The sequence below is a fragment of the Bradyrhizobium sp. WSM4873 genome (genome assembly GCF_055811355.1).
The window spans coordinates 162,834-183,042 of the sequence record NZ_JBVVPS010000012.1 but is presented as its reverse complement, the minus strand read 5'-3'; the positions used below and the strand labels follow the sequence as shown (position 1 = coordinate 183,042).

19 protein-coding genes are annotated in these 20,209 nt (G+C 63.7%); 8 read left to right on the top strand and 11 right to left on the bottom strand.

From position 1 onward, the window contains the following. Nucleotides 1-44: 44 nt before the first annotated feature. The 7 genes from AC0L21_RS18325 to AC0L21_RS18295 all read right to left on the bottom strand — a co-directional run bounded on the left by AC0L21_RS18325 (nucleotide 45) and on the right by AC0L21_RS18295 (nucleotide 8,879). Nucleotides 45-1,847: an adenine deaminase gene (locus AC0L21_RS18325; RefSeq protein ID WP_473263211.1), complete on the bottom strand. Its 1,803-nt coding sequence runs from the start codon at nucleotides 1,845-1,847 to the stop codon at nucleotides 45-47. 84 nt (nucleotides 1,848-1,931) lie between these two features. After that, nucleotides 1,932-2,732, bottom strand: coding sequence for an NYN domain-containing protein (locus tag AC0L21_RS18320; RefSeq protein ID WP_473263210.1), 801 nt, complete (start codon nucleotides 2,730-2,732; stop codon nucleotides 1,932-1,934). Nucleotides 2,733-2,784: 52 nt separating this feature from the next. Beyond that, complete coding sequence (locus tag AC0L21_RS18315) at nucleotides 2,785-4,284, bottom strand: tripartite tricarboxylate transporter permease (protein ID WP_247359822.1); 1,500 nt, start codon at nucleotides 4,282-4,284, stop codon at nucleotides 2,785-2,787. Further along, nucleotides 4,284-4,769: a tripartite tricarboxylate transporter TctB family protein gene (locus AC0L21_RS18310; protein ID WP_473263209.1), complete on the bottom strand. Its 486-nt coding sequence runs from the start codon at nucleotides 4,767-4,769 to the stop codon at nucleotides 4,284-4,286. Before AC0L21_RS18310 ends, AC0L21_RS18315 begins: the two co-directional genes overlap by 1 nt. Then, complete coding sequence (locus tag AC0L21_RS18305; protein WP_473263208.1) at nucleotides 4,766-5,734, bottom strand: Bug family tripartite tricarboxylate transporter substrate binding protein; 969 nt, start codon at nucleotides 5,732-5,734, stop codon at nucleotides 4,766-4,768. The genes AC0L21_RS18310 and AC0L21_RS18305 overlap by 4 nt, the downstream gene beginning before the upstream one ends. A 103-nt stretch (nucleotides 5,735-5,837) precedes the next feature. After that, nucleotides 5,838-6,680 (bottom strand): IclR family transcriptional regulator, encoded by an 843-nt coding sequence (locus AC0L21_RS18300; protein WP_473263207.1) that lies wholly within the window; start codon nucleotides 6,678-6,680, stop codon nucleotides 5,838-5,840. A gap of 69 nt (nucleotides 6,681-6,749) precedes the next feature. Continuing rightward, nucleotides 6,750-8,879, bottom strand: coding sequence for an acetate--CoA ligase family protein (locus AC0L21_RS18295; RefSeq protein WP_473263206.1), 2,130 nt, complete (start codon nucleotides 8,877-8,879; stop codon nucleotides 6,750-6,752). A 348-nt stretch (nucleotides 8,880-9,227) separates the two neighbouring features. Here AC0L21_RS18295 and AC0L21_RS18290 point away from each other — a divergent pair, with 348 nt between their 5' ends. The 4 genes from AC0L21_RS18290 to AC0L21_RS18275 all read left to right on the top strand — a co-directional run bounded on the left by AC0L21_RS18290 (nucleotide 9,228) and on the right by AC0L21_RS18275 (nucleotide 13,631). Next, complete coding sequence (locus AC0L21_RS18290; RefSeq protein ID WP_162496371.1) at nucleotides 9,228-9,920, top strand: GntR family transcriptional regulator; 693 nt, start codon at nucleotides 9,228-9,230, stop codon at nucleotides 9,918-9,920. Nucleotides 9,921-9,998: 78 nt separating this feature from the next. Continuing rightward, entirely contained in the window at nucleotides 9,999-11,732 is a 1,734-nt protein-coding gene (gene oxc, locus AC0L21_RS18285) for an oxalyl-CoA decarboxylase (protein WP_473263205.1), read from the top strand. A gap of 63 nt (nucleotides 11,733-11,795) precedes the next feature. After that, nucleotides 11,796-13,073, top strand: a complete 1,278-nt coding sequence (frc, locus tag AC0L21_RS18280) for a formyl-CoA transferase (protein WP_007608365.1) — start codon at nucleotides 11,796-11,798, stop codon at nucleotides 13,071-13,073. Between the two features lie 375 nt (nucleotides 13,074-13,448). Then, nucleotides 13,449-13,631: a hypothetical protein gene (locus tag AC0L21_RS18275; protein ID WP_007608360.1), complete on the top strand. Its 183-nt coding sequence runs from the start codon at nucleotides 13,449-13,451 to the stop codon at nucleotides 13,629-13,631. A 66-nt stretch (nucleotides 13,632-13,697) separates the two neighbouring features. Here AC0L21_RS18275 and AC0L21_RS18270 read toward each other — a convergent pair whose 3' ends face one another. The 3 genes from AC0L21_RS18270 to AC0L21_RS18260 all read right to left on the bottom strand — a co-directional run bounded on the left by AC0L21_RS18270 (nucleotide 13,698) and on the right by AC0L21_RS18260 (nucleotide 14,527). Continuing rightward, nucleotides 13,698-13,922, bottom strand: coding sequence for a hypothetical protein (locus AC0L21_RS18270; protein WP_473263204.1), 225 nt, complete (start codon nucleotides 13,920-13,922; stop codon nucleotides 13,698-13,700). 54 nt (nucleotides 13,923-13,976) lie between these two features. Further along, nucleotides 13,977-14,219, bottom strand: coding sequence for a hypothetical protein (locus tag AC0L21_RS18265; protein WP_027516998.1), 243 nt, complete (start codon nucleotides 14,217-14,219; stop codon nucleotides 13,977-13,979). A 98-nt stretch (nucleotides 14,220-14,317) separates the two neighbouring features. Beyond that, nucleotides 14,318-14,527 (bottom strand): cold-shock protein, encoded by a 210-nt coding sequence (locus AC0L21_RS18260; RefSeq protein ID WP_007593324.1) that lies wholly within the window; start codon nucleotides 14,525-14,527, stop codon nucleotides 14,318-14,320. 580 nt (nucleotides 14,528-15,107) lie between these two features. Between AC0L21_RS18260 and pcaB the strand changes: the two genes are divergently transcribed. The 3 genes from pcaB to AC0L21_RS18245 all read left to right on the top strand — a co-directional run bounded on the left by pcaB (nucleotide 15,108) and on the right by AC0L21_RS18245 (nucleotide 18,190). Beyond that, nucleotides 15,108-16,487: a 3-carboxy-cis,cis-muconate cycloisomerase gene (gene pcaB / locus AC0L21_RS18255; RefSeq protein WP_473263203.1), complete on the top strand. Its 1,380-nt coding sequence runs from the start codon at nucleotides 15,108-15,110 to the stop codon at nucleotides 16,485-16,487. A gap of 6 nt (nucleotides 16,488-16,493) precedes the next feature. Continuing rightward, the gene (locus AC0L21_RS18250; RefSeq protein ID WP_473263202.1) at nucleotides 16,494-17,483 is read left to right on the top strand and encodes a Bug family tripartite tricarboxylate transporter substrate binding protein; all 990 of its coding nucleotides are present in this window, start codon (nucleotides 16,494-16,496) and stop codon (nucleotides 17,481-17,483) included. Nucleotides 17,484-17,746: 263 nt separating this feature from the next. Continuing rightward, nucleotides 17,747-18,190 (top strand): SRPBCC family protein, encoded by a 444-nt coding sequence (locus AC0L21_RS18245; protein WP_473263201.1) that lies wholly within the window; start codon nucleotides 17,747-17,749, stop codon nucleotides 18,188-18,190. Between the two features lie 217 nt (nucleotides 18,191-18,407). Here the strand turns inward: AC0L21_RS18245 and AC0L21_RS18240 are convergent, their stop codons facing one another. Continuing rightward, a complete protein-coding gene (locus AC0L21_RS18240) occupies nucleotides 18,408-19,739 on the bottom strand; it encodes an Hsp70 family protein (protein WP_473263200.1) in 1,332 nt (443 codons plus the stop codon). Nucleotides 19,740-20,018: 279 nt separating this feature from the next. Between AC0L21_RS18240 and AC0L21_RS18235 the strand changes: the two genes are divergently transcribed. After that, nucleotides 20,019-20,156 (top strand): hypothetical protein, encoded by a 138-nt coding sequence (locus AC0L21_RS18235; RefSeq protein ID WP_473263199.1) that lies wholly within the window; start codon nucleotides 20,019-20,021, stop codon nucleotides 20,154-20,156. Nucleotides 20,157-20,209 lie beyond the last annotated feature (53 nt).

Here is a 20,209-nt window from a genome sequence, read left to right as displayed (position 1 = left end):
CGCGGCAGCTTCAGTCAGTTAAGTCGAGACACGCGTGAAAGCGCTCACTCGAACAACGGCGCCAGTTCCATCTGCGGCACCAGCACGAGGCCCTTGTCGCTGATGCGAATTTCCGGAATGACCGATAGCGGAATCAGATTGAAACCCATGTAGGGGATGGTGCAGCCGGCTTCCGCCCATTCCTTCTTCAGCGCCTTGACCTCTTCGGCCACTTCAGTAACGCGCTTGTCGGACAGCAGACCGGCGATCGGCAGCGCTACCAGCGCCCTCACCTCGCCCTCGGCGACGAGGCAGACGGCGCCCTGTTGCTTCTTGATGGCGGCCACCGCGACCTGCATGTCGGCCTCGTTGGTGCCGGCAACGATGATGTTGTGGCTGTCGTGCCCGACGCTGGAGGCGACCGCGCCGCGCTTGAGGCCAAAGTCCTTCAACAGGCCATAGGCGACATTGCCGGCCGATTTGCCATGGCGCTCGACCACCGTGACAAAGCACAGGCCGTAGCGCGCAAACAATTCCGGCCAATCCTTGGCCGGCTCGATCGCGATCTTCTCATGGATCAGCGTGATGCCGGGCAACGCGGCCTTGATGGCGTTGACGGTGCAGGCCTTCGCCGGCAGCTCCGGCGTCAGCTTCAGCTTCTCCGGCAGCTTCACAGTCGCGTAGGCCGCCTGCGGGTATTGATATCGCTGCGACAATGCCTGATCGAGCCGCGGCGTGATCTTGCGGTTCTCGACCACCAGTTCACCGCCATACCAGGTCGATTGCGGCTTGAGATTATCGTCCATCAGCACGAGATCGGCGCGACGGCCGCCGCCGAGCCCGCCGATATCGCTGTCCATATTGAAGCGCGTGGCGCCATGCAGCGAGCCCATCGACCAGGCCTGCTCCGGCGACATCCCTGCCTTCACGGCTTCGCGCACCACCCAATCGAGCCCAAACAGCAGGAGATCGTCGGCATCGCGATCGTCGGTGCACACGGCCGTGCGCTTGTGCGAAGCTCCGAGCTCTGTGATGGTCCGGATCGCCTGCGGCAGCGAGTGCCACGGCGTGGTCGGCGGTCCCCCGCGCAGGAACACCCAGACGCCGGCATCGAGCAAATCGTCGGCGATGTCGCGGTCGATCGCCTCATGGGTGTCGGTCACGCCGCTCGCCGCATAGGCCGCGACGAATTCGCGGCCGTAGACATGGCCGGACACAGGTCGCCCGCGCTTCAGGGCGGCGGCGAGGATGGCGTGGCTGCGCTCATCGCCCATGGTCACAGGCACAAAGTCCATCTTCTCGCCGAGCGCCACAGCTTCGGGCCAACGGTCGAACAGGCCGGCGATCTTGTCGGGCGTCAGATCGCCACCCGCGGTCTCGAGTGCGGCTGAGGTGGCCGGCACCGTGCTTGGCACGGTCAAAAAGATCGACAACGGTGCTTCGCGTGCGTCCTCCAGCATCGCTTCGACGCCGGCGACGTCCATGACGTTGCCGATCTCGTGGCTGTCGCAGAAGATCGTGGTGGTGCCGTTGAGCAGGGCGGCCTCGGCATAGGCGCAGGCCGTCACCATCGAGGATTCGATGTGGATGTGCGGATCAACCAGGCCCGGCGCGACAATGCCGCCAGCCGCGTCGTAAACCGGCACGTTGCTGAAGACTTTCTTCGCAGCACCGGCCGGCTTCACCGCAGCAACGCGGCCGCCGGTGATCCAGACCTCGCGGCTCGCGTGGATACGCTCCGAATAGGTCGAGAGCACCCGCGCGCCGGTGACGACGAGATCCGGCGCGAGACGCGCCGAGGCCACATCGGCGAGACGCCGGGTCATCGAATGCAACGGTGCGACGGCGAAGCGGGTAAGTCTGGTCATCGGACCCTCGCGTGGCGTTATGGCCCTGCGATGGTTACGCCCTGCGCCAGACCGGGCAAGCGCAAATATAACGGCACGCCCTGCTTACGCTTTAGGCGGCGAAGCGCCTGCCGCCCCCGACCTCACGGGTCGGCGCGAGTTCCGTCGTCTCGGGGCCGCTGCGGCAGCGGGTTTGACCCGAATCCGCATCGACCTCCCGTTCTGCTCGTCGATCTCGAACGCATTCGTCTTGCGTACGAGGTCACTCAGTTTGCGGAAGCCGAACGTTCTCGGATCGAAATCGGACGCGAGATTGGCGAGCTGGCGGCCGACTTCTCCAAGTGTCACCCAGCCGTCCTCGCTCTCCATCTGGGTGATGACCTTCTTGATGATGGGAGTTGCGGCATCGAGCGGCTGAAGCGAGGTCGATCGCGAGGCGGCGTCCTGGGTGTTCGCCGGGGCGGCCAGCAGGTTCTCCGTGTAGACGAACCTTCGGCAGGCTTGCCGAAAACTTTCCGGCGTTTTGTGCTCGCCGAACCCAAAGACATCAACGCCCTGCTCCCGGATCCGGGCGGCGAGACGGGTAAAATCGCTGTCCGACGACACCAGGCAAAAGCCGTCGAACCGGCCGCTGTGAAGCAGGTCCATCGCGTCGATGACCAGGGTGATGTCGGACGCATTCTTTCCCGTTGTGTAGGCGAACTGCTGCTGCGGGATGATGGCGTGTTTGGACAGGATGTCGGCCCACCCCCTGGACCGCGCATTGGAGAAATCGCCGTAGATGCGGCGAACGCTGGCCTCGCCGATCTTGGCAATCTCCTCGAACAGTCCATCGGCGATCTTTGCCGAAGCGTTGTCCGCGTCGATCAGGACAGCGAGACGGGGCGAACGGAGCTCTGACGGCATGACTTTTCCCACGAGATGAACATAGCATTGCAAAACACTCGCGTCGGGATGGCTAGTCCTCGTTCGCCTTGAAGCGTCCCATCCCTTTCAGCACGAAGGGTGCCAGCAGCGCGATCAACGCCAGCGCAAGCAGCGTCGCCGAGATCGGGCTCTGGAGCAGCGTCATGGGATCACCGAGACTGATCGCGAGCGCGCGCCGCAGCTGGCTCTCGGCGATCGGGCCGAGGATCAGGCCGACGACGACGGGCGCGATCGGAAAATCGAACCGCCGCATCAGAAAGCCGAGCACGCCGAAGCCGGCCAGCATCGACAGTTCGACCACCGACGGCTTTGCGGCGATGGTGCCCATGGTCGCGAACACCAGGATGCCGGCGTAGAGCCACGGCTGCGGGATCGCCAGCAGCCGCACCCACAGGCCAACCAGCGGCAGATTGAGCACCAGCAGCATGCAATTGGCGATGAACAGGCTCGCGATCAGGCCCCACACGAGGTCGGGCCGCTCGGCGAACAGCAGTGGCCCCGGGTTGAGGCCGTATTGCTGGAAGCCCGCCAGCATCATCGCGGCCGTCGCCGAGGTCGGCAATCCGAGCGTCAGGAGCGGCACCAGCGTGCCCGCAGCCGAAGCGTTGTTGGCGGCCTCCGGTCCCGCGACGCCTTCGATCGCGCCCTTGCCGAATTCTTCCGGGTATTTGGTCAGCCGCTTCTCGCAGGAATAGGACAAAAAGGTCGGGATCTCCGCGCCGCCGGCGGGCAGCGCACCGATCGGGAAGCCGAACATGGTGCCGCGCAGCCACGGCTTCCACGATCGCTTCCAGTCTTCCTTGGTCATCCACAGCGAGCCGCGCACCGGCTCGAGCTTCTCCTCGGTGTGGTGGCGGCGCGATGCGACGTAGAGCGCCTCACCCACCGCGAACAGGCCGACCGCGAGCGTCGTCACCTCGACGCCGTCGAGCAGCTCGGGCACGCCGAACGCAAGCCGCGCCTGCCCCGTCAGCTTGTCGATGCCGACGAGCCCCAACGTCAGACCAATGAACAGGCTGGTCAGGCCGCGGATCGGAGAATCGCCGAAGGTCGCCGACACCGTGACGAAGGCGACGCACATCAGCGCGAAATAATCCTCCGGGCCAAAGCGCACGGCGAAATCGACCAGCCATGGCGCGAGAAAGGCAAGCCCGATGGTCGCGATGGTGCCCGCGACGAAGGAGCCGATCGCGGAGGTCGCGAGCGCCGGCCCGCCGCGGCCGGCCTTGGCCATCTTGTTGCCTTCGAGCGCAGTCGCCATCGAGGCGCTCTCGCCGGGCGTATTGATCAGGATAGCCGTGGTCGATCCGCCATACATGCCGCCGTAATAGATGCCGGCAAACATGATCAGCGAACCGCCGGGATCGAGCTTGTACGTTACCGGCAGCAGCAGCGCGACCGTCAGCGCTGGGCCGATGCCGGGCAGAACGCCCACGGCCGTGCCGAGGAACACGCCGATCAGGGCGTAGAGGAGATTCATCGGCTGGACGGCGACCGCCATGCCGTGGGCCAGCGCCGCGAAAGTTTCCATCACAGCAGTCGCTCCAGGGGGCCGGCGGGAAGGCTCAACGTCAACAACCGGTCGAACGCGAGGTAAATGAGGGTCGACATCACGAGGGCGATGGCGGAATCGACCAGGACGGCCCGGCGCCCAAATGCCGCCGAGGTCGTGACGAACAGCGCCGACGTCGCCAGGATGAAGCCGCCGCCGAAGCCGATGATGCCGATCAGCAGCGCAAGGCCCGCGAGGATCAAGACCACAGGCACGGGATCGGCGCTCTCGCGCGCCGGCAAATGACCGCGCAGCGCGTCGATGAAATTGCCGATCGCGAGCAGCGCGAGGCCGGAGGCGATCACGACCGGCATGGCTTCCGGCCCCATCCCGTACATCGTGGTCGATTGCAGGCCGCGCGCGTCCCAGACCAGTACCGCGGCAAGTAGCGCGAGCGACGCGGCGATGACGATGCCGGCGCGATCGACGCGCCGCGGTGGCTGGGCTGGATCACCTGAGGTCATGATTTGACCAGGCCGACTGATCTCAGCACGTCGGTGACGCGCACGGTTTCCTTTTTCAGGAAGTCGGCGAAGGCGTCGCCGCCGAGATAGGCATCCTCCCAGCCCTTCTGCTTGAGGATGTCCTTCCAGGCGTCCGACTTCACCATCTTCTCGACCGCGTCGCTCAGCGTCTTGCGCTGCTCCGGCGTGATTCCGGGAGGCGCGACCACCGAACGCCAGTTGGCGATCACGAGGTCGATGCCCTGCTCCTTGAAGGTCGGAATGTCGCTCCCTGGGATGCGTTTTTCCGAGGTCACGCCGATCGCGCGCAGCTTGCCGGACTTGATCTGCCCGTCATATTCGCTGAGACCGGAAATGCCGGCAGTGACCTTCGCGCCGAGAATGGCGGCGAGCGATTCGCCGCCGCCCGAGAACGGGATGTAGTTGATCTTCTTCGCGTCGGCGCCAACGGCGCCGGCGAACAATGCCGCCATCACATGATCGACGCCGCCGGCTGAGCCGCCGGCGAAGGTCACCTTGGCGATGTCGGCCTTCACGGCTGCGGCCAGATCCTGCGCGGTCTTGATCGGCGAATTCGCCGGCACCACGATCACCTGGATTTCCTCGGTGAGGCGCGCGATCGGCGTCACCTGCTCGAGCGTGACGGGTGATTTGTTCATGGCGAGCGCGCCCACCATGACGAAGCCGTTGACCATCAGCTGGTTGCCGTCACCCTTGGCGCCGTTGACGAACTGCGCGATGCCGACGCTGCCGCCGGCGCCGGGAACGTTGGTGACCTGCACGCTGCGCGCAACGCCCGCTGCAACCAGCGCCTGCTGCATCGAGCGCGCGGTCTGGTCCCAGCCACCGCCCGGCGCCGCTGGTGCCATCAGCTTGAGCTCGAGCTGCTGGGCAACGGCCGGCGTGGCTGCCGCAAGGGTCAGCGCGACGGCTGCGCCGACGAGGCGCGCGGGAAGTTGAAACATGGAACGTCTCCGGGCTCATGCGAACGTTTGCCGCATCGTGTCGTTTGGTCGCATATCAGCCAAAACGGCCGACACTGTCCAGTGACATACCCCGGGTTTGTGACTAGCGGAGCGTCGGAATTGTCCCGCCGAGCGCGGCCGTCAGTTCGGCAGCAACATCCCGGACGATCTGCCCGATTTCCGGTAATCGCTGATCGGTCAGCCGGCTGGTCATGCCGGACACGGAAATCGCCGCGAGCGGCTCGGCGCAGTCGTTGCAGACGACCGCGGCAACGCAGCGCAGGCCCATACAGGCCTCTTCATCATCCAGCGCGAAGCCTTGCTTGCGGATCTTTTCGAGTTCCTTGAACAGGTCGCTCGGTCGCACGATGGATTTCTCGGTCAGGCGTGGCATGCCGTGATGGCGGATGACGGCGCCGACGTCCTCGTCGGAATAGGTCGCGAGCACCGCCTTGCCGACGCCCGACGTCACCATCGGGACGCGGCCGCCGACTTGGGTCAGCGAGCGCATGATCTCGCGGCTCTCCATGCGGGTCAGCACGATGATGAACTCGTCGTCGACCATGGCAAGATTGGCCGTCTCACGGGTGAGATCACGCAGCTTGCGCAAATAGGGGATGGCCTGGGCGCTGAAATTGCGCCGGCGGGCAAAGCTCGCGCCGACGGTGAAGCTGCGCACACCGACATGCCATTTGGATTCAGCGCGGTCGAACTGCACGAAGCGGCGGCTTTCCAGCGTCGCGAGCAGGCGGTGGACGGTCGAGGCGGAGAGCCCGGTGCGCACGGCGAGATCGCTGAGGCGATAGCCTTCGTCGTCTTCGGACAGCGTCTCGAGGATCGACAACGCGCGGTCGACGGACTGCACGCCGCCGTCACGCGCCTCGTGGTCGGCCTCCGATGGCGACCGGGGCTCGAGAGATTTACGCCGGATCACGTTCCTGCCCATCGCGACCTGACTGTTTTCACCACTCCCCGCGCGCGGGGAGTGGTGAAGGTGGTGAAGGGGATCGTCGTCTCAGAGCAGCCCTGCCCCGCGCGCCCATTTGTACTTGGCACCGAGGACCTCGACCGGCAGCTCGGTCGAGTAGGCGTAGGCCGGGATGCCGTTCTGGTAGAGATATTCGGCGGCCTCCTCGACCTCGACGTCGCCGGCAAGCGAGGCGACGATCGGCTTCACGAAGCCCTTGGCCTCCATCTCCTTCTTCACCTCGACCATGTTGCGGGCGAACACCATCGGCGGCGTGACGATGGTGTGCCAGTAGCCGAGGATCAGCGAATGGATGCGCTCGTCCGTCAGGCCGAGCTTCACCGTGTTGACGTAGGTGATCGGCGGCTCGCCACCGGTGATGTCCACGGGATTTCCGGCCGCGCCAAACGGCGGGATGAATTTGCGGAAGGCCGCATCCAGATCCGCCGGCATCGACATCAGCGACAGGCCGTTGTCGACGCAGGAGTCCGAAAGCAGCACGCCCGAGCCGCCTGCACCCGTGATGATCAGCACGTTCTCGCCCTTCGGCGTCGGCAGCACCGGCACGCCGCGCGCGAACTCGAGCAGCTGCCGCAGCGACCGGGCGCGGATCACGCCCGACTGCGCCAGGACGTCCTCGTAGATCTTGTCGTTACCGGCGAGCGCGCCGGTGTGCGACGAGGCCGCCTTCGCACCGGCCGAGGTGCGGCCGGCCTTGAGCACGATGACCGGCTTTTTCTTGGAGACGCGCTTTGCCGCTTCCGCAAAGGCGCGGCCGTCCTTGAGGTCTTCGCAGTGCTGCGCGATCAGATTGGTGTTCGGGTCCTGCTCGAAGAAGGCGAGCAGATCGTCCTCGTCGATATCGGACTTGTTGCCGAGACCGACGATTGCCGACACGCCCATCTTGGCCGAACGGGAGAAGCCGATGATGGCCATGCCGATGCCGCCCGACTGCGAGGACAGCGCCGCGTGGCCCTTGACGTCATAGGCGGTGCAGAAGGTCGCGCAGAGATTGGCAGGCGTATAATAGAAACCGTAGATGTTCGGTCCCATCAGGCGGATGTCGTATTTCTTGCCAACTTCGACGATCTCGGCCTGGAGCTCCGGCGCGCCGGCTTCCGCGAAGCCCGATGGGATCAGAACCGCGCCGGGAATTTTCTTCTCGCCGCATTCGGTGAGCGCCGCGGCCACGAACTTCGCGGGAATGGCGAACACCGCGGTGTCGATTACGCCCGGCACGTCCTTGACGCTCTTATACGCCTTGTAGCCGAGGATCTCGGCGGCCTTGGGATGAATCGGGTAGATGTCGCCCTTGTAGCCGCCGTTGATGAGGTTCTTCATCACGGAATTGCCGATCTTGCCGTCTTCGGCCGAAGCGCCGACCACGGCAACCGCCTTCGGCTGCATGATGCGGCTCATGGCCGCGACGATCTCTTCGGTCGGGCGCGGCTTCGGCTTGGGCACGTAAGCGAAGTCGACGACGATGCGGACATCGGCCGCGATCGCGTCCTTGGCCGTCGCGAATACCGGGTTGAGATCGAGCTCGACGATCTCGGGGAAATCGGTGACGAGCTGCGAGACCTTGACGATGACATCCGCAAGCGCGGTGCGGTTCACCGGCTCGCCGCCGCGAACGCCCTTCAAAATCTCATGCGCCTGGATGCCGTCGAGCATCGACAGCGCATCTTGCTTGGTCGCGGGCGCGAGGCGGAAGGTGATGTCCTTCAGGACTTCGACCAGCACGCCGCCGAGGCCGAAGGCAACCAGCTTGCCGAACGATGCATCGGTGATCGACCCGACGATCACTTCGGTGCCGCCGGCCAGCATCTGCTGCACCTGGACACCCTCGATCTTGGCGTCGGACTTGTACTTCCTGGCGTTCGAGAGGATCGTCTCGTAGGCCTTCTCGGCGTCTTCGGCCGTCTTGAGGCCGACGATGACGCCGCCGGCTTCGGTCTTGTGGAGAATGTCCGGCGAGACGATCTTCATCACCACCGGGAAGCCCATCGAGGCGGCCATCTTGCCGGCCTCGCCGGCCGACTTCGCCACACCTTCCTTCGGCACCGCAATGCCGTAGGCGTCGCAGACCAGCTTGCCTTCCGGCGCGGTCAGGCTGGTGCGCTTGTCCGCCTTGACCTGGTCAAGCACCTTGCGGACGGCATCTTTGGAATTGGACATGTGGCTCTCCCTTGACCTTGGTTCTTGCGTTCTCAAAGCGCGCGCGTGTTGCGGCTGCCCGTGATGCTTTCCATTCGCCGCGCTCTGTTCCATGTCGCGGAACGGAGTGGCATAAAGCCGAGGTTACTCCGCCGGCTTGGATCAAAAATGGCTGGCGATGGCATTTGGTATGCCAGAAGCCAACTTGTCAAGCTGCAGCGCACCTTAGAACGCTGCAAAAAATAGGCAGCTTGACATTCTGGTATTTGGTATGCCAAAAACTTTCCCGTTAATAATCCTGTAAAAGACGACTCCCACTGGAGGAGATTCGTCGTGTCACTGCGGAAACCAACCAAGGCGTTGCCGAACATGGCCGAGGCAGATATCGCAATCGTTCGTATTGCCCCGGAGAGTAGCTTCAAGAACAAGGCGTATGACGCCTTGAAGGAAGCCATCCTCAAGATGGACATCTACTCGACGCCCGAGCCGGTGATGCTCGACGAGCGCGCGTTGTCCGAGCGCCTCGGCGTGAGCCGCACGCCGATCCGCGAGGCCATCGCGATGCTCGAGCAGGACGGTTTCGTGAAGACGGTTCCGCGCCGCGGCATCATGGTGGTACGACGGACCAAGAGCGAGATTGTCGACATGATCCGCGCCTGGGCGGCGCTGGAGAGCATGGCAGCTCGCCTCATCACTGCCACAGCGCGCAAGAAAGACATCACGGCGCTGCGCGACTACTTCAAGGAATTTGGCAAGGATCGCCTGCCCGAGGATCACGTCGAGGAATATTCGCGGGCCAATATCGCCTTCCACCAGGCGCTGATCTCGCTGTCGGAATCACCGGTGCTGGTCGATCTCACCAACGACCTGCTGCTGCACGTGCGCGGCTATCGGCAATTGACCATCGGACGCAAGGACCGCACCGCGACTTCGCTCCCAGAGCATCTCGGCATGATCGAAGCCCTGGAGGCGCGCGATACCGAGCTCGCCGAGAAGCGCGCCCGCGATCACACCCTTGGCCTTGCCGCTTACGTCGAAGCGCATGGTCAGGAACTCTTCTAGCCAGCAACGTTCACCAGAAGGGCGAAGCATCGCCCCCAAAGCCTGAAACGGCATCTTGAGACCAGGGAGACAAGGCCCATGCTGAATACCGCGACCAAGTCCGAAGCACCGGGCACCGAGCAGGAATTGACGGATGGCTTTCATCTCGTCATCGACGCGCTCAAGCTGAACGGCATCAACACCATCTATAATGTGCCGGGCATCCCGATCACGGATTTGGGCCGCATGGCCCAGGCGGCCGGTATCCGCATGATTTCGTTCCGCCACGAGCAGAACGCCGGTTATGCGGCGGGCATCGCTGGTTACCTCACCAAGAAGCCCGGCATCTGCCTCACCGTTTCCGCGCCCGGCTTCCTCAACGGTCTCACCGCGCTCGCGCACGCCACCACCAACTGCTACCCGATGATCCTGATCTCGGGCTCCTCCGAGCGCGAGATCGTCGACCTCCAGCAGGGCGACTATGAAGAGATGGACCAGCTCGCGATCGCCAAGCCGCTGTGCAAGGCAGCCTATCGCGTGCTGCACGCCCAGGACATCGGCATCGGTCTTGCCCGTGCCATCCGTGCCGCCGTCTCCGGCCGTCCGGGCGGCGTCTATCTCGACCTGCCGGCAAAACTGTTCGGTCAGGTGATGAACGCGGATGCCGGCCGGAAGTCGCTGGTCAAGGTGATCGACGCGGCTCCCGCGCAGATCCCCTCGCCCGCTTCGATCAAGCGCGCGCTTGATGTCTTGAAGAGCGCTAAACGTCCGCTCATCATCCTCGGCAAGGGCGCGGCCTACGCGCAGGCCGACGAGGAGATCAAAACCTTCGTCGAGAAGAGCGGTATTCCCTTCCTGCCGATGAGCATGGCCAAGGGCCTCCTCTCCGACACCCATCCGCAGTGCGCAGGCGCTGCACGCTCGACGGTGCTGAAAGAATCCGACGTCGTGCTGCTGATCGGCGCCCGGCTGAACTGGCTGCTCTCGCACGGCAAAGGCAAGAACTGGGGCGAAGCGCCCAAGAAGTTCATCCAGGTCGACATCGAGCCCAGGGAGATGGACTCGAACGTCGAGATCGTCGCGCCCGTCGTCGGCGACATCGGCTCGGTCGTCTCCGCCTTCAACCAGGCGATGGCTTCGGGCTGGACCGCCCCGCCGGTTGAATGGACCAAGGCGATTTCGACCAAGCGCGAAGAGAACGTCGCCAAGATGGCGCCGAAGCTCATGAACAACAAATCGCCGATGGACTATCACGGCGCGCTCGGCGTGCTGAAGAACGTCATCAAGGATCATCCCGAGGCGATCCTCGTCAACGAGGGCGCCAACACGCTCGATCTCGCCCGCGGCGTCATCGACATGTACAAGCCGCGCAAGCGTCTCGACGTCGGGACCTGGGGCGTGATGGGCATCGGCATGGGCCAGGCGATCGCGGCTACGCTCGAGACCGGCCATCCCGTGCTCGCGGTCGAAGGCGACTCGGCCTTCGGCTTCTCCGGCATGGAAGTGGAGACCATCTGCCGCTACAATTTGCCGATCTGCGTCGTCATCTTCAACAATGACGGCATCTATCGCGGCACCGACGTCAACAGCGTCAATTCCGATCCGGCGACGACGGTGTTCGTCAAGGGCGCCCGCTACGACAAGATGATGGAAGCCTTCGGCGGCATCGGCGTCAACGCCACCTCGCCGGACGAGCTCAAGCGCGCCGTCAACGAAGCGATGGCCTCGGGCAAGCCGACGCTCATCAACGCCGTGATCGATCCGGCCGCCGGTTCCGAGAGCGGCCGCATCGGCAACCTCAATCCGCAGAGCGTTCTGCAGAAGAAGAAGTAAGCATCCCCTTCAACCCATAAGGTCCCTGCGGGTGCAGGGTAGATCAGAGTACGGAGCAACACGATGACAAAAGCGCTCGAGGGCGTTCGCATTCTCGACTTCACCCACGTCCAGTCCGGGCCGACCTGCACGCAGTTGCTCGCATGGTTCGGCGCTGACGTGATCAAGGTGGAACGCCCGGGTGTGGGTGACATCACCCGCGGCCAGCTGCAGGACATCCCGAACGTGGACAGCCTGTATTTCACCATGCTCAACCACAACAAGCGCTCGATCACGCTCGACACCAAGAACCCCAAGGGCAAGGAAGTCCTCACCGAACTGATCAAGAAGTGCGACGTGCTGGTCGAGAACTTCGGCCCCGGCGTGCTCGACCGCATGGGCTTCCCCTGGGAGAAGATCCAGGCGATCAACCCGAAGATGATCGTCGCCTCGATCAAGGGCTTTGGTCCCGGACCGTATGAAGACTGCAAGGTCTATGAGAACGTCGCACAGTGCACCGGCGGCGCCGCCTCCACCACCGGCTTCCGCGACGGCCTGCCGCTCGTCACCGGCGCGCAGATCGGCGACAGCGGCACCGGTCTGCATCTGGCGCTCGGCATTGTCACCGCGCTTTATCAGCGCACCCATTCCGGCAAGGGCCAGAAGGTGACGGCCGCGATGCAGGACGGCGTGCTCAATCTGGCGCGCGTCAAGCTGCGCGACCAGCAGCGCCTCGCCCATGGTCCGCTCAAGGAATACAGCCAGTTCGGCGAAGGCATTCCGTTCGGCGATGCCGTGCCGCGTGCCGGCAACGATTCCGGCGGCGGCCAGCCTGGCCGCATCCTGAAGTGCAAGGGCTGGGAGACCGATCCCAACGCCTACATCTACTTCATCACCCAGGCCCCTGTCTGGGAGAAGATTTGCGACGTGATCGGGGAGCCCTCCTGGAAGACCGATCCGAACTACGCCAAGCCGGCCGTCCGCCTGCCGCGCCTGAACGAGATTTTCGGCCGCATCGAACAGTGGACCATGACGAAGACGAAGTTCGAGGCGATGGAAATCCTCAACAAGGACGACATCCCGTGCGGACCGATCCTGTCGATGAAGGAGATCGCCGAGGACCAGTCGCTGCGCGCGACCGGCACCGTGGTCGAGGTCGACCACCCCACCCGCGGCAAGTACATCTCGGTCGGCAACCCGATCAAGCTGTCGGACTCCCCGAGCGAGGTGGAGCGCTCCCCGCTGCTCGGCGAGCACACCGACGAGATCCTGCGCACCGTGCTTGGCTTCTCGGACCATCAGGTCGCCGATATCCACAAGTCCGGCGCGCTCGATCCGCCGCAAAAGCAGGCCGCGGAGTAAGCGGCCTTATCTCACGACCCGAAAGGCCGCCGGCTTCGGCGGCCTTTTTGTTGGCGCGCAAAGTGGCTGCATCGCACGATCGGCACGCTTGCCGCGCCGCGAAGGCTGGATTAAACATTGGTTCGCGAGGAACAGACGCGGTGGCCGGCCGTTGCTCCCTCGACCGGCGTGCTCCCGGGAATGCGAGCATGCCCGAAATGCCAGCATGCCATCTCCACAGCGAGTGCAGCACGCCCCGCAAAGAACCTGCCCCACGCTGAAGAACTGGTTGCCTTCGCTTGCGAGGGTGGCAAGTCGGCCCTTCAGTTCAGGCACGGGCGGCGTCGCGTCCGGCGCTCGCCAGGACCACGCTCGTTGATCAAATTGAGAGCTCAAATGTCGAAAGATCAATCCTCTGATCGCGCCAAGCGTGAAGCCAACAAGGCGTTCAAGCCGGCGACAACGCAGAAGCCGATCAATGACTATGCGAAGGACCAGAACTCCTTCAACGAGAATCGCGAACGGCTAAAAGCGGAGCGATTGGCCCGGGAGGCGAAGCCGGGAAGCGGCTCCGAATAAGAGCGTCGGTCCCAGACTCCGACCGCGGATTGCGCTGAAGGCGCGGCACCGAACTCTGCGCCTGCCCTACAGCATCGAAAGCACGATGATTCCGTCTTCGACTGCACCAGAAGCGAGCTGCGCCCGCGCCATGCGCTCGAACTCGGTCCGGTTCTTGCGAAGATAACTGAAAGCCTGCTTCTGCGTCAGGAACGTCGTCGCAAGACGGCACATCTGTCGGCCCGCGCCAAGCGCGAGAAAGAAGGTGATGGTGCCACCGCCATCCGACTTGATTCTAGGCACGACCCGCACTCTTTGGCATGTGATCGGCCCTCTCCGAATTGTCGTCGCCGCAACGGAAGGCAGCTATGGCGTCACCTTCTTCTTGCGCTTCGTTGGAGTGGCCGCGGGCAACGATGCCTGAAGGGCGGCGTCGGCCGCTTCCTTGGCTTCGCGCAGCTCTCGAAGCCGCGCCATGTTCTTGCGAACATCGACGGCTTGCTTTCCAACATCCACCATCGCCCGAGCGCCTTCCTCAGCGGCCAAACGCTGACGATTAGAACGCGCGATGCTTTCGGGTGACGGTTCGGCCGGTCTCTTGGCGCTCATTATTCACCCTGCTCTGCAACGGACAAAAACCCGCTCAATCCGGAGATCGAGCGGGTGGCATGGCCGTTTCAGTACATCCGTGAAACGGCACCAAGGCTTTAGGCCAGCGAGAGATTCTCAGCGCTGACCTTGCCCCGCATCTTGTCGGTCTTGAGCTCGAAGTTGACCTTTTGGCCTTCAGCGAGACCTGCAAGACCAGCCCGCTCGACCGCGCTGATGTGAACGAACACATCGTTGCCGCCGTCGTTCGGCTGAATGAATCCAAAGCCCTTCTGGCCGTTAAACCACTTCACAGTACCTGTCGTCATTTTCTTCTCCAAAGCGCATACGCGCAGGTTCCGCGTGATCGTCACGCAGAACAAATTCTATTCGTCGATGTCTATGGAAAAGGAGCCCGCGGGCGCATTCAACAAGGCACAGCGGCTGAACGAACAGCCTCAACGTATACCTCATCCTCGCCATTTGCAAGGCTTGACCGAATTTAACGCCTCGGGCCCCGGCGGTAGGTAGGGGACGCCGCGCTATCCAGCGCTCATCAATCGCCGCAACTGCTCTCGGCAACGACCTGCAACCCAACATGACACGGGCGCGATATCCGAATTTCGAGTGTTGGGGGCGCTCTACGGCGTTCTCCAATTCAGAACGCATGTATCGCAATAATGCATTTTTACAAAACGAGGGGGTAACCTAGGCTTGATCGATACCAAGCCGTACGGCGCGCAATGGAGCGCGACGACGGAGGGACCGATGCTGACTGATGCGGCTATTTTTTAATCAGACATCGCCATGCGCCCGCAAGGTAAGAGTCGCCATTCATGAGCTCGGATTGAGGCTTGCCGGCTCGTTTGAACGCGCACGCGTTCGGTCATCCATGATGGCGACCCGGCCATGCTGAGTTTCGAGCCCGGAACGGTCTTCAGCAGCCGTCACCTCGCCGATATTTTCAGCACCGCCCCGATGCGCACCATTTTCGGTGAGCGCAATTCCCTTGACTCCATGCTCCTGGTCGAGGTCGCGCTGGCGAAGGTACAAGGGCAGCTCGGTGTGATTCCTGTCGAGGCTGCTGCTGCGATCGCCTCCGCTGCACGTACTGAACTACTCGACCTCGACGAATTGGCCGCGGGCACTTTGCGCGCCGGCTTGCCGGTCGTGAATTTGGTCGAGCAGTTGATCCGGCTTACCGGCAACCCCCATGGCGAATTCGTCCATTGGGGTGCCACGAGTCAGGACATCATGGACACCGCGCTCGTGATGCAGATACGCGACGCGCTCGAGCTCATCCACCGCGACCTGGAGCGCCTGATATCCACGCTTGCGGATCTGGCGCGTACTCACCGCGATACGCCCATGGTCGGCAGGACCAAACTTCAACACGCGATTCCGATAACCTTCGGATTCAAGGTTTCCGTCTGGCTGTCGGGCCTGCTGCGCCACAGGCAACGTCTCGCCGAACTCAAACCAAGAGTCCTCCAGGTCCAATTCGGCGGTGCGGTCGGCACTTTCGCATCGCTTGGCGACGATGGCGACCGCGTCCGCGCTGCGCTAGCCAGCGAACTCGGACTCGGCGAGCCCTTGGTGGCATGGCACGCCGCGCGCGATGGTTTGGCCGAGACGGTTTGCCTGCTTGGGCTGATCTCCGCGACCCTGAGCAAGATCGCGACCGATGTCGTGTTGATGGCGCAGACTGAGGTCGGGGAAGTGCTGGAGCCAGGCGGCCAGGGCCACGGCGCCTCCAGCACCATGCCGCACAAGCGCAACCCGATCATCTGCGAGCAGATTCTCAGCACCGGACTGTCGTTGCGCCGGCTCGCGAGCGCCATGCTCGACGCTTCGGTCCACGACCATGAACGGGCGACGGGACCGTGGCAGGCCGAATGGTCGCTGCTGCCGGAAGCGTTCGTGCTGGTCTCCCGGGCCATGGACAACGCTGTTCGCCTCTGCAGCGGACTGGTCGTCAGGCCCGATGCGATGCAGGCCAATCTCGGTCGGACACAGGGTCTCATCGCCGCAGAGGCCGTCATGATGGCGCTGGCTCCCCACGTCGGGCGCCATCATGCGCACGAAATGGTGAGTGCGGCATGCACGCACGCCATCGCCTCGGGCCTGACACTAGCCCAGAGCCTTTCGCGCGATCCAGCCGTGACGGCGCACATCGCGCCCCATGAGATCGAGGCGGCTGCGGATCCGGCCCGATACATCGGCCTGTCCGGCCGTGAGGTCGATCGTGTTCTCGCGGCGGTGCAAGGCGACGCCATTGATGCGGAGTGAGGCCATATGATTTTGAAGCGCAAGCGCATGGGCCTCGTCGCAGCTGCGGTGCTGGCAATGTTGAATGCGGCACAGGCCGAGTCGCCGTTCCCGTCACGGCCGATCACGTTGGTCGTCCCGTTCGCGGCCGGCGGCCCGAATGACGTGATGAGCCGGATCGTGTCCGAACACATGTCGCGAAAACTCGGGCAGCCGATCATTGTCGAGAACATCGCCGGGGCGGGCGGCACGACCGGCTCAACGCGCGTCGCGAAAAGCGCGCCCGACGGTTATACGCTGGTCAGCGGTCACGTCGGCACGCATGCGGCATCGGTCGCGCTATATCCGAATCTCCGTTACGACCCGCTGGTTGATTTCACGCCGATTGGCCTGGTCGCGGAAACGCCGATCCTCATCGTCGCTCGCCGCGACCTTGGCGCGGACAGCATGGCGTCGTTCATCGCGATCGCCAAGGCGCGTGGCCCGGACCTCACCTTGGCCCATGCGGGCGTCGGTTCGATCAGCCACATCAGCTGTCTGCTGTTCACCTCCGTGATCGGATTCAAGCCGGTGGAGGTGCCTTATCGCGGATCAGCGCTGGCGATGACCGACCTGATCGCGGGCCGCAGCGACTTCAGCTGCGGACTGTTGGGTGACGTTCTTCCCTTCCTGGGTGACAACAATCTGCGTTTTCTGACCGTATCGGCCGCCGCACGGGTTCCGCAATTGCCGGACACACCGACGGCCCGGGAAGCCGGGCTTCCACGGTTTGTGGCATCGAGCTGGTTCGCGTTCTACCTGCCGAAAGGCGCCCCTGACGCCATTCGCGACCGGTTCTCGGATGCGCTTCGCGCGGCGCTCGACGATGACGGCGTGCGGAGACGGCTTGAACTGGTAGGCTTGATCCTGCCACCGCCGGACCAGCGAGGCCCCGAATCTCTCAAGCGGCGGATGACCGAAGAGATCGCGCGCTGGCAGGACATTGTCAAAACCGCGCAGATTCGCCTCGATCAATAAGTGCAACCGATGCAGTCGAGCGCGTGATCGCCGGCCAGCTCTCGCCGCCGGCGCATCAGTCGCAGGCGGGCGGAACAATCCGACGATCCCCGGCTACAATCTCGCATTCGCCATGACGCCGCACGACGTGGCGGCGGTGTGCCAATCATCCATCAAAAAAATTCGAGACGCCCTGTCGGATCGGCGGTATCCGATCCGTCATCTAGACATGAATGGGCAATAGACGCTGACGTCGAGCCCGGCGATTCATGAGGAAGATGATCATGCCCAGCACTGTGCGCCTGCACCGCGTTTTGACGACCAGCCCTGAGAAAGTCTATCGCGCCTTCCTGGAGGCGGATGCGCTGGCGAAATGGCTTCCGCCGAACGGCTTCACCTGCACCGTGCATCATTTCGAGCCGAAGGTCGGGGGCACGTTCAAGATGTCGTTCCGTAACTTCACGACGGGCAACAGCCACGCCTTCGGCGGCGAATATCTCGAGCTCGTCCCCGGCGAACGTCTCCGCTACACTGACAGGTTCGACGACCCCCATCTGCCGGGCGAGATCCAGGTGACCGTGATCCTGAAGAAAGTATCCGTCGGCACCGAGCTGGATATCACGCAGGCCGGCATCCCCGACGTCATCCCGCCGGAGGCTTGTTATCTCGGCTGGCAGGAATCGCTGCGCAATCTGGCGAAGCTCGTCGAGCCTGAGATCAAGCAATAGCGTCTGCAGCGGAGCGAGCGCCTCGTCCTTCGAGACGACCGCTCCGCGGTCTCCTCAGGATGAGGCTAGCGGCAACAGGGCTCGTCAAGACTGCAGCCACATACTCCGACCTCATCCTGAGGGCCCGCCAAAGGCGGACGTCTCGAAGGATGGGCCGCCAAACGGCCGCCTAGTGCGATGGCCAGCTCACGAACGATCGAGTGTCATCTCAGCGAGCCTACGCCCCTGCCTTCGGCGCAACCCCGCCGCTTGCGGTCCAGCGGTCGGGGTCCGGGCTGTGCCCGATCAAAGCAAGGCCGTAGGCGATCGACTCGAACTGGTCGCCCGACATCAGCCGTTCGTTGCCGAACCGCTCTGCGAACAGTCTTCGGACAGCCGGCACGAAGGACGTGCCGCCGGTCAAAAACACCTTCTCGACCTCGCGCGCGGTGATGCCGGCTTCGCCCAGCACCTTGTCGACGGTGGCCCCGAGCCTCGCGACGTCGTCGGCAATCCAAGCTTCGAAATTCTTCCGCGTGATGGTCGAGCCGATGTCAACCCCACCGCCCCTGAAGCGGAACTCCACCTGGTCCTGCGCCGACAAAGCGACCTTGGCGTCGGACACCGCGCGGTACAACGAAAAGCCGAGGTCGAGATCGACGATGGTGATGAAATCCTCGAGCAGAGCCGGCTTCACCGCGGTGCGCGCAAGCTCCCGGAGTTCGCGCAGGTCGCCGTTGCTCTTCATCATCGCGAGCTGATGCCAGCGCGCGAGGTTGGTGTAGTGGCCGGTGGGGATTGGCAGCACCTTGTCGAACGAGCGGAAGCTCGAGCCCTTGCCCAGCCGCGGCGAGACGACGTGATCGACGATGCGGTAATCGAAGGTGTCGCCCGCAATCCCGATGCCGGCATGGCCGAGCGGCTCGGCGCGCAAGGCGCCGCCGGCACGCGAGAACCGCATCACCGAGAAATCGCTGGTGCCGCCGCCGAAATCCGCAACCAGCACGGTCGCATCGCGCTCGAGCCGGCGGGCGAAGGCGAACGCTGCGCCCACGGGCTCGTAGACATAGCGGGCGTGGCCGGCGCCAAGGCGCTCGAACGCGGCCCGGTAGCGCTGCATCGCCAGCGCCTCGTCGGGATTGCCGCCGGCGAAGCGGACGGGGCGACCGACCGTAATGGTGGACGTCTCGAAGCCGAATTTATCGCCGCCATGGCGCGCCAGCGTCCGCAGGAACGCCGCCAAAATATCCTCGAACTTGTAGCGCTGCCGGAACACCTGGGTGGTGTTGAAGCTGGAGCTCGCGGCAAAGGTCTTGAACGACTGGAGGAAGCGGTAGACATGCCGTCCTTCGAGGAACTGCTCGATCGCCCACGGACCACCTTCGGCCTGGGCGCCGGCTCCCGGCCGGTCCTCCCAGAAGCACAGCGCCGACACGAAGACGCTGTGGCGCTGTCCGCCATGGTCGAAGCGGATGGCCTCGACCCGGCGGTCGTCCGCCGCAAGGGCCACGACCGTGTTGCTGGTCCCAAAATCGATGCCGATCGAGACGGCGGGCGAGGCGCTCGACATGAACCACTCTGACAGATGATTGGAAGAGGGCAGACCACTAGCGGCTTCGTGCACCGCTGCCAAGGCTCCGATTTTGGACATTGGCGGTCAAATGATTCAGTTTCGGCGGGTTTTGGGCACGTCGCACTCAAATCAACCGATTTAACGGATTGTTATGCTGCAATGCGAAGAGCTAAATGCTGCCATGCAATGGCATGCATGGACATTGGCATCTGGTATACATAGATTGCCCTTCGAAATGAGACAGCAGCACTGACCGTCTCAAGAAAGGGATTTCCGATGTCCAAGACCGCTTCCGTCGCTCTCACGCCCTCCTCCTCGCTGTTCGCCCGCCTGATGGCCACGATCGACCGCCTCCTGATGGCGAGCGCCAAGATCTCGAATCACAATGGGGACCTGCCACGCTTCGGCCTGTAAGCGGGCCCATCCCGCGCCGCCGCGCAGCGGCACGGTTTAAACCGGTTCGCATA

Bases quoted from the DNA above. Each gene is read 5' to 3' on its own strand.
- pcaB (WP_473263203.1), top strand. From the start codon at position 15,108: ATGCTGAGTTTCGAGCCCGGAACGGTCTTCAGCAGCCGTCACCTCGCC.
- AC0L21_RS18300 (WP_473263207.1), bottom strand. From the start codon at position 6,680: ATGGGCAGGAACGTGATCCGGCGTAAATCTCTCGAGCCCCGGTCGCCA.
- AC0L21_RS18310 (WP_473263209.1), bottom strand. From the start codon at position 4,769: ATGACCTCAGGTGATCCAGCCCAGCCACCGCGGCGCGTCGATCGCGCC.
- AC0L21_RS18295 (WP_473263206.1), bottom strand. From the start codon at position 8,879: ATGTCCAATTCCAAAGATGCCGTCCGCAAGGTGCTTGACCAGGTCAAG.
- AC0L21_RS18235 (WP_473263199.1), top strand. From the start codon at position 20,019: ATGTCCAAGACCGCTTCCGTCGCTCTCACGCCCTCCTCCTCGCTGTTC.
- AC0L21_RS18305 (WP_473263208.1), bottom strand. From the start codon at position 5,734: ATGTTTCAACTTCCCGCGCGCCTCGTCGGCGCAGCCGTCGCGCTGACC.
- AC0L21_RS18290 (WP_162496371.1), top strand. From the start codon at position 9,228: ATGGCCGAGGCAGATATCGCAATCGTTCGTATTGCCCCGGAGAGTAGC.
- oxc (WP_473263205.1), top strand. From the start codon at position 9,999: ATGCTGAATACCGCGACCAAGTCCGAAGCACCGGGCACCGAGCAGGAA.
- AC0L21_RS18275 (WP_007608360.1), top strand. From the start codon at position 13,449: ATGTCGAAAGATCAATCCTCTGATCGCGCCAAGCGTGAAGCCAACAAG.
- AC0L21_RS18260 (WP_007593324.1), bottom strand. From the start codon at position 14,527: ATGACGACAGGTACTGTGAAGTGGTTTAACGGCCAGAAGGGCTTTGGA.
- AC0L21_RS18325 (WP_473263211.1), bottom strand. From the start codon at position 1,847: ATGACCAGACTTACCCGCTTCGCCGTCGCACCGTTGCATTCGATGACC.
- AC0L21_RS18315 (WP_247359822.1), bottom strand. From the start codon at position 4,284: ATGGAAACTTTCGCGGCGCTGGCCCACGGCATGGCGGTCGCCGTCCAG.
- AC0L21_RS18265 (WP_027516998.1), bottom strand. From the start codon at position 14,219: ATGAGCGCCAAGAGACCGGCCGAACCGTCACCCGAAAGCATCGCGCGT.
- AC0L21_RS18240 (WP_473263200.1), bottom strand. From the start codon at position 19,739: ATGTCGAGCGCCTCGCCCGCCGTCTCGATCGGCATCGATTTTGGGACC.
- AC0L21_RS18250 (WP_473263202.1), top strand. From the start codon at position 16,494: ATGATTTTGAAGCGCAAGCGCATGGGCCTCGTCGCAGCTGCGGTGCTG.
- AC0L21_RS18245 (WP_473263201.1), top strand. From the start codon at position 17,747: ATGCCCAGCACTGTGCGCCTGCACCGCGTTTTGACGACCAGCCCTGAG.
- frc (WP_007608365.1), top strand. From the start codon at position 11,796: ATGACAAAAGCGCTCGAGGGCGTTCGCATTCTCGACTTCACCCACGTC.
- AC0L21_RS18320 (WP_473263210.1), bottom strand. From the start codon at position 2,732: ATGCCGTCAGAGCTCCGTTCGCCCCGTCTCGCTGTCCTGATCGACGCG.